The sequence below is a fragment of the Mycobacterium sp. genome (assembly GCF_035653355.1).
In the GTDB taxonomy this organism is placed as follows: Bacteria; Actinomycetota; Actinomycetes; order Mycobacteriales; family Mycobacteriaceae; genus Mycobacterium.
Genome location: NZ_DASRBZ010000630.1, coordinates 1 through 6,503, shown reverse-complemented (window position 1 = coordinate 6,503; position 6,503 = coordinate 1). Strand labels below are relative to the sequence as shown.

Annotated in this window: 8 protein-coding genes and 1 pseudogene; 2 read left to right on the top strand and 7 right to left on the bottom strand. The window is 68.0% G+C overall.

The genetic code is table 11. The features are described 5' to 3' along the window. Positions 1 to 199 (top strand): annotated as a pseudogene (locus VFA16_RS21725) (PHP domain-containing protein); the annotation flags it as partial. 32 nt (positions 200 to 231) lie between these two features. Here the strand turns inward: VFA16_RS21725 and dinB are convergent. Then, the gene (gene dinB / locus VFA16_RS21720; RefSeq protein ID WP_324969815.1) at positions 232 to 1,452 is read right to left on the bottom strand and encodes a DNA polymerase IV; all 1,221 of its coding nucleotides are present in this window, start codon (positions 1,450 to 1,452) and stop codon (positions 232 to 234) included. Between the two features lie 23 nt (positions 1,453 to 1,475). Next, positions 1,476 to 2,114 carry a TetR/AcrR family transcriptional regulator gene (locus VFA16_RS21715; RefSeq protein ID WP_324969814.1) on the bottom strand — a complete coding sequence of 213 codons (639 nt, stop codon included), beginning with the start codon at positions 2,112 to 2,114 and terminating at the stop codon, positions 1,476 to 1,478. Positions 2,115 to 2,184: 70 nt separating this feature from the next. Here VFA16_RS21715 and VFA16_RS21710 point away from each other — a divergent pair, with 70 nt between their 5' ends. Further along, a complete protein-coding gene (locus VFA16_RS21710) occupies positions 2,185 to 3,654 on the top strand; it encodes an NAD(P)/FAD-dependent oxidoreductase (RefSeq protein ID WP_324969813.1) in 1,470 nt (489 codons plus the stop codon). A gap of 14 nt (positions 3,655 to 3,668) precedes the next feature. On the opposite strand, the gene rraA is transcribed toward VFA16_RS21710, so the two are convergent. The 5 genes from rraA to VFA16_RS21685 form a co-directional block, all read right to left on the bottom strand. After that, positions 3,669 to 4,160, bottom strand: coding sequence for a ribonuclease E activity regulator RraA (gene rraA, locus VFA16_RS21705; protein ID WP_324969812.1), 492 nt, complete (start codon positions 4,158 to 4,160; stop codon positions 3,669 to 3,671). A gap of 33 nt (positions 4,161 to 4,193) precedes the next feature. Further along, entirely contained in the window at positions 4,194 to 4,703 is a 510-nt protein-coding gene (locus VFA16_RS21700; RefSeq protein ID WP_324969819.1) for a nucleoid-structuring protein H-NS, read from the bottom strand. Positions 4,704 to 4,914: 211 nt separating this feature from the next. Continuing rightward, complete coding sequence (locus tag VFA16_RS21695; RefSeq protein WP_414687782.1) at positions 4,915 to 5,430, bottom strand: copper resistance CopC family protein; 516 nt, start codon at positions 5,428 to 5,430, stop codon at positions 4,915 to 4,917. Between the two features lie 5 nt (positions 5,431 to 5,435). Continuing rightward, entirely contained in the window at positions 5,436 to 6,092 is a 657-nt protein-coding gene (locus VFA16_RS21690) for a YcnI family protein (RefSeq protein ID WP_414687783.1), read from the bottom strand. Beyond that, on the bottom strand, positions 6,089 to 6,503 hold a 415-nt coding region (locus tag VFA16_RS21685; RefSeq protein ID WP_324969811.1), incomplete at its 5' end, for a DUF6474 family protein. The genes VFA16_RS21685 and VFA16_RS21690, both read right to left, overlap by 4 nt.

Here is a 6,503-nt window from a genome sequence, read left to right as displayed (position 1 = left end):
CCGAGACCCTCCGACGCGTCTGCTCAACCTCGCGCTGGAGATCGGGTGCGTGTTCAGCATCGACACGGATGCGCACGCGCCGGGGCAGCTCGACTTTCTCGGCTACGGCGCACAGCGTGCCCTCGACGCCGGGGTGCCCGCCGACCGGATCGTCAACACCTGGCCGGTGGACAAGCTGCTCGCCTGGACAGCGGCGTAGCCGCCGGAGTTGCCAATCATCACGCAGCCGGGTCAGTCCGGCAGGTGCGGCATCTCCAGGCCGGGATCTCGGCCCACCAACACCGCGCGGGTCAGCGCCGACTTGCCGTAGCGACGCCGCACCCGGTCGACTGCCGCGTCGATGGCCAGCGGCCGCAGCGCCTCGGTGGTGAACGGCAGCATCAACTGTTCCGCGCCGCTGCGGTCGATCTCCGATACCGCGAAGCCGACGAGGGTCAGGCCGCGCTCCGCAATCAGGGGGCTGGCCGCAGCCACCAGGTGCCGGGCGGCGGCGAGGAGGGGTTGCGTCGACGACGTCGCCCACGGCAAGGTCCGTGACCGCGTCGCGCGGCTGAAGTCGGCGAACCTCAGCCGCAGCACGACGGTTCGCCCGCTGCGCCCGGCCGCTCGCATGCGGCCGGTGATCCGGTCGATCAGGGTGATCACCACGGCGTCGACCTCGGCGGGTGACATAGCCGTGCCGGCGCGACCGAGCGCACGCTGGGCGCCCACCGATCGGCGACGTACGCCGGTGGTGACGCGGCGCTGATCGATGTTGCGGGACAGCGCATACAGCCGGTGTCCCATCGCCCCACCGACCAACGAGGCCAGCATCGACTCGCTGAGCTCGGCGACGTCGGCGACGGTTTCGATGCTGTGTGCGTGCAGCTTCTCGGCGGTCTTGGCGCCCACGCCCCACAACCGGCGCACCGGCAACGGATGCAGGAACGCGAGCTCCCGATCGGGCGGCACCAGCAGCAATCCGTCCGGCTTGGCCTCCTGGCTGGCCACTTTGGCCAGAAACTTCGTGCGGGCCACGCCGACCGTGATCGGCAGCCCGACCCGCTCACGCACATCGGCGCGCAACTGCGCGGCGATCTGCACCGGTGTCCCGGAGACCCGTCGCAGCCCGCCGACGTCTAGGAACGCCTCGTCCACCGAGACCGCCTCGACCAGCGGGGTGGTGGCGCGGAACACCTCGAACACCGCGTCGCTGGCACGCGTGTAGGCGCTCATGCGGGGCGGAACGACGACCGCGTGTGGGCACAACCGGCGCGCCTGAGCGCCGCCCATTGCGGTGCGCACGCCGTAGGCCTTCGCCTCATAGCTGGCGGCCAGCACCACGCCGCCGCCGACGATGACCGGCCGGCCCCGCAGCGCCGGGTCGTCGCGCTGTTCGACCGACGCGTAGAACGAGTCCAGGTCCGCGTGCAGGATCGACGCCTGGTGACAAGCAAAAGCTCGCACGAACATATGTTCGCACGCAGGGGCGACAGTTAACCAGCTTCGCCGTAGATGCTGGTGACCCAGATGTGCACCAGCGTCTCGAGCAGATGCTCGTCCGGTACCGAGGGCTGCTCCTCGGCGAAGGAACTCAGCATCACCTTCTCGTTCAGCAGGTTCAGCGCCGCGGACAAATCGCGCGCCGGCAGCGTGACCGGCGCCGCGCCCCTGGCGCGCTCCGCTTCGATCACCGTGGCAGTGTGGTCCACCCACTTCTGCATGAACCGCGACCACAGCTCACCGATCTCCTTGTTGGATCGCGCGGCATTGGCCGCCAGCGACACTCCGCGGTGCGCGCTGAACGTGTCGACGAACAGGTTGATGCCGGTGCGCCACAAGGTTTTGATGTCGGCCGGCGGATTGGCGGCCATGCTCTCGAGAGCGGAGTCGGCCTCGACGATCACCCGCTCGAACAAGGTCAGCAGTACCGCGTCCTTGGACGGGAAGTAGAAGTAGAAGGTGGGACGGGAAAGGCCAGCCCCCTTGGCCAGGTCGTCGACGGAGATGTCGGCGAGCGGGCGCTTCTCCAGCAGTCGTTCGGCCGTGGTCAAAATGGCCAGTTCACGGTCGTCGCCCGACGGGCGGGCCGAACGCCGACTGTGAGAAGCACGGGTGGCGGTAGTCACGACCACTACTTTACTCCATGTCGACAAATTCGACATCATGTTGACTCACTCGACACGCTGTTGATACCGTGGGGGCATGACTGAACACCTTGACGTCGTCATCGTGGGAGCCGGCATCTCCGGCATCAGCGCGGCGTGGCATCTGCAGAACCGCTGCCCGAGCAAGAGCTACACCGTCCTGGAGCGCCGCGACGATCTCGGCGGCACCTGGGACCTGTTCAAGTACCCGGGCATCCGCTCCGACTCGGACATGTTCACGCTGGGCTTCCGGTTCAAGCCGTGGCGCTCGGCCAAGTCGATCGCCGACGGCGCGTCGATCAAGGCCTACCTGAAAGAAGCCGCGGCCGAAAACGGTATCGATCAGCACATCCGTTACCGCCACCGCGTGGTGGCCGCCGATTGGTCCGACGCCGACAATCGCTGGACGGTCACCGTCGAGAGCGAGGGCAAACAGAGCCAGATCAGCTGCTCGTTCCTGTTCGCATGCAGCGGCTACTACAACTACGACGAGGGCTACTCACCGAAATTTGAAGGCGCGGACGACTTCGAGGGCACCATCGTGCACCCGCAGCACTGGCCGGAGGACCTGGACTACGCCGACAAGAAGATCGTCGTGATTGGGTCCGGCGCCACGGCGGTGACCCTGATTCCCGCGCTGGTGAACACGGGCGCCGGGCACGTGACCATGCTGCAGCGCTCACCGACATATATCGGCTCGCTGCCTGAGGTGGACCCCTTCGCCGAGCGGGCCAACCGGCTGCTTCCGGAGAAAGCGGCGCATGTCGCGAACCGGTGGAAAGCGATCGCGTTCAGCACCGCTCAGTACCAGCTGTCGCGGCGGTTCCCCAACTACATGCGCAAGGTGCTGATGCAGATGGCTACCCGGCGTCTGCCCGAGGGCTATGACGTCGAGAAGCACTTCGGCCCGCGCTACAAGGTGTGGGACCAGCGGTTGTGCCTGGCGCCTAACGGGGATTTGTTCCGCACCATCCGCCACGGCAAAGCCGATGTCGTCACCGACACCATCGACCGGTTCACCAAGACCGGCATCAGGCTGTCCTCCGGTGAGGAGCTGCAAGCCGACATCATCATCACCGCAACGGGTTTGAACCTGCAGCTGTTCGGCGGCGCCGCGATCCGGCGCAACGGCGTGCCGGTCGAGCTCAACGAGACTATGGCCTACAAGGGCATGATGCTGACCGGGATGCCGAACATGGCGTTCACCATCGGTTACACGAACGCGTCCTGGACTCTGAAGGCCGACTTGGTGTCCGAGTTCGTCTGCCGGCTGCTCAACCACATGGACAAGCACGGCTTCGACACCGTGGTGCCCCAGCACCCCGGCGACGCCGTGGACGAGCGCCCGCTGATGGACTTCACCCCGGGATACGTGCTGCGAGCGCTGGACTACCTGCCCAAAGCGGGCGACCGCATGCCGTGGCGACTGAAGCAGAACTACCTGCTGGACCTTCAGCTGATCCGGCGCGGCCGGGTCGACGACGAGGCCCTGTACTTCAGCAAGCACCGGCTGGCCGTTGCGGCTTAATCCGGCTTCGTGCGCTAGACCGGGGCTGCTGCGCTGACGACGACGATGCCGTCGTCGTCGCTGTAGGCGAGATCGCCGGGCACGAACGTCACACCGCCCAAGCTCAGCGCGACGTCGCGCTCACCGGCGCCGGTCTTGGTGCTCTTGCGAGGGTTGGTGCCGAGCGCCTTGATGCCAATGTCGATGCCACGGAGCGCGGCAGCGTCGCGTACCGCGCCGTGCACGACCAGCCCAGCCCATCCGTTGTCATGTGCCAGCTGGGCGATGACGTCGCCGACCAGAGCGGTGTGCAGTGAGCCGGCGCCGTCGATCACCAGTACTCCACCGTCGCCGGGCTCGGAGAGCACCGACTTCAACAACGCGTTGTCCTGAAAACAGCGCACGGTGCTGATCGGTCCGGCGAACTGGATGCGACCACCGAATTGGCGGAACTGCATGTCGCAGCTGCGCACGTCGTCACCGATGTCGTCGACGAGGTCGGCGGTGGGGCGGAAAGTCACAGGCACCGCGGCATTATTGCAAGCCGCCAGCCGACCGGCTCAGCGGCGGCGTAGCTGCCGGATCAGCAGCAGCATGAGCAGGCCGATGGCGACCGCGACCGCTAGCGGCACCGGTGAGCGAACAGCCGACAGCGCGGCCGCTGGTGGGGAAACCGGGTTGTCAGCTGTTTCCACGGTCGACTTTGCTTGGGCCGCAGCCTCTTTGGCGCCTGCGGCAAGCTGGCCGTTGGTTTCGAGCGGGGCGGCAGGCGGCTGGCCGGCTAGTTTCGGTCCCGCCGGCTCAGCCTTGACGGGCGGCGCCTTCTTCTCCGGCGGTTTCTTGTCGGGCTTGTCGGGCTTGTCGGGCGATTTCTTCGCGGGCGCTTTCTTGGCCGGTGCTTTCTGGGCCTTCTTCGCGGCTTTGGCGGGTGCCTTCTTGGCGGGCGCTTTCTTGGCCGCCTTCTGCGGTGGCTTTCCGGCCGGCGACGTGCTGGCTGCCGGTGGCGGCGCCTTTTCAGGTTGTGGCGCAGGTGCCGACGCGTGGTCAGCCGGCGGCGGGGGAGGAGCTATATCGGCGGGCGGCGTCTTGTCGGTTGGCGCCGCAGGTGCTGTCTCGTCGGCTGGCGGCGCAGGCGGCGTGGGCGCAGCACCGGGTGCCTTTTCCGGGTGATCCTGCGGGTCTGCCATGCGGCTGCTCCTTTGCAGATTTCGTCGCGTGCGCCAGTCGCGTACACCAGCAGTCGAACCCCATCATGCCAGGACGCCCGAGACGGCCGAAGCCTCAGCGCCGGCGTCGGGCAGCCCAAAGCGCGCCGCCGGCGACGAGCACCACCGCACCGACTGCGAACGGCCAAGCCGGGACGGCTCCTGACGAGCTGTCACCGGAGGACGCCGGGGGGCCAGGCGCCCCGGTACCAGGCGCCGTCAAACGAAACGACCAGGAGCCGGACACCACGTGGCCGTCCGCCGACGTCGCTCGGTAGTTCACCGTGTACGTGCCGGCCGGACCCAACGGTCGTAGACCGACACTGACCACCGCACCGGTCACCTGCGGTTGGCCGGACGACCACAGGTTTCCATCCGGGCCGACGACCGTCATCGCCGCGAAGGTGGTCTGCATCGGCTCGTTGAAGGTGGCACTCACCCGGGCCGGGCCGACGGTCAGCACGGCGTTTTCCGGGGGATCGGCGGATACCCGCACGGCATGGGCGGCAGCCGTTTGCGCGTGCCACGCGCCAACGCACAGCATCGCGGCAAGCGCCAGGCCCGCCGTGAGTGCGCGTGCTGCGCGGGTCATGAGCGTTATGACCGCCGCCGGGGCAGCGCCATGCCCACGCCCAGTGCGGCGACCAACAGGGCGCCTCCGGCGAGCAGGCGGGCGGTGTTGTCGGGCGATCCTTTTGGCTGCCGGGCAGTTGGTTCCTGCGCGGCTAGTGGCGGTGCCGGTCGCCCGGCCACGAGCGTGAGCCGGGGCGCCGGATGCTCCGGTTCGGCTGCGCCGGGCAGCGGCGGCTCGTCCCAGCGCACCACAGATCCATCTGCGTAGGTCTGGGTGGCCGGGAACGTCACAGCGTCGCTGTCGGGCAGCTTCAGCGAGATCCGAAACAGCCCGAACTGATCGGGGGGAATACCGCCGTTCTCCGCGGCGGTCCAGGTGACGGACCGCACGGTGCCTGATGCGGCGTCCCGGTCCAGCGTGGCCGTCCACCCCGGCAGGGTTTCGGTCCGCGCGGAGCTTCCGGTGGGAAGGGTGATGCTGACCGCTGTAGTGGCAGCACCGGTCGGGGACTCGTTGGGCACCTGGAAAGTGACGATGGCCATGCCGCCGCGCACAGGGTTGTCGCTGCTGGCATGGACATGCGCCCCGGCGGGAGCAATGCCGACGGCTGCGCCGACGAAAAGCGTTGCAGCAGTCGCGGTTAGGATCAGGGCACGCCTGACCGAGCGGCGGGCGGTCAGGCTACCCCCAGCCGGGCCATCAAGTCGGCTTCGATGCCGTCGAGCTGTTTGGCGATCGCGGCATGTGCGCCGCGGCGGCGCGACGTGGGCATGTTTTCCGCGGTGGTGATAGCCGCCGATAGATCGCGCAGGCGTTCCGTGATGGCAGCGACGAACTGTTTGGTTTCGGCGTCTTTCGGGTTCTTTTCCTGGACCGTCCGAAGCGATCGTTCGGCGCTGGCAACGCGGGCGGAGAGGCGAGCGCCTTGCCCCGAGAACTGACCGATCTGGGTCAACGGGATGCCGAGCCGGTCGGCGCGACGCTGGTCGATCAGGCCCCGAGCGGCGATGGCTGCCCGGTAGGCGAGCGGCACGATGACCGGAGCCAAGAGGCGTGACACCGTCAGCACCCGGCGGATCCGCGTCGGTGAC

Coding starts and splice junctions, on each gene's coding strand:
- dinB (WP_324969815.1), bottom strand. CDS start 1,452: ATGTTCGTGCGAGCTTTTGCTTGTCACCAGGCGTCGATCCTGCACGCG.
- VFA16_RS21710 (WP_324969813.1), top strand. CDS start 2,185: ATGACTGAACACCTTGACGTCGTCATCGTGGGAGCCGGCATCTCCGGC.
- VFA16_RS21695 (WP_414687782.1), bottom strand. CDS start 5,430: ATGACCCGCGCAGCACGCGCACTCACGGCGGGCCTGGCGCTTGCCGCG.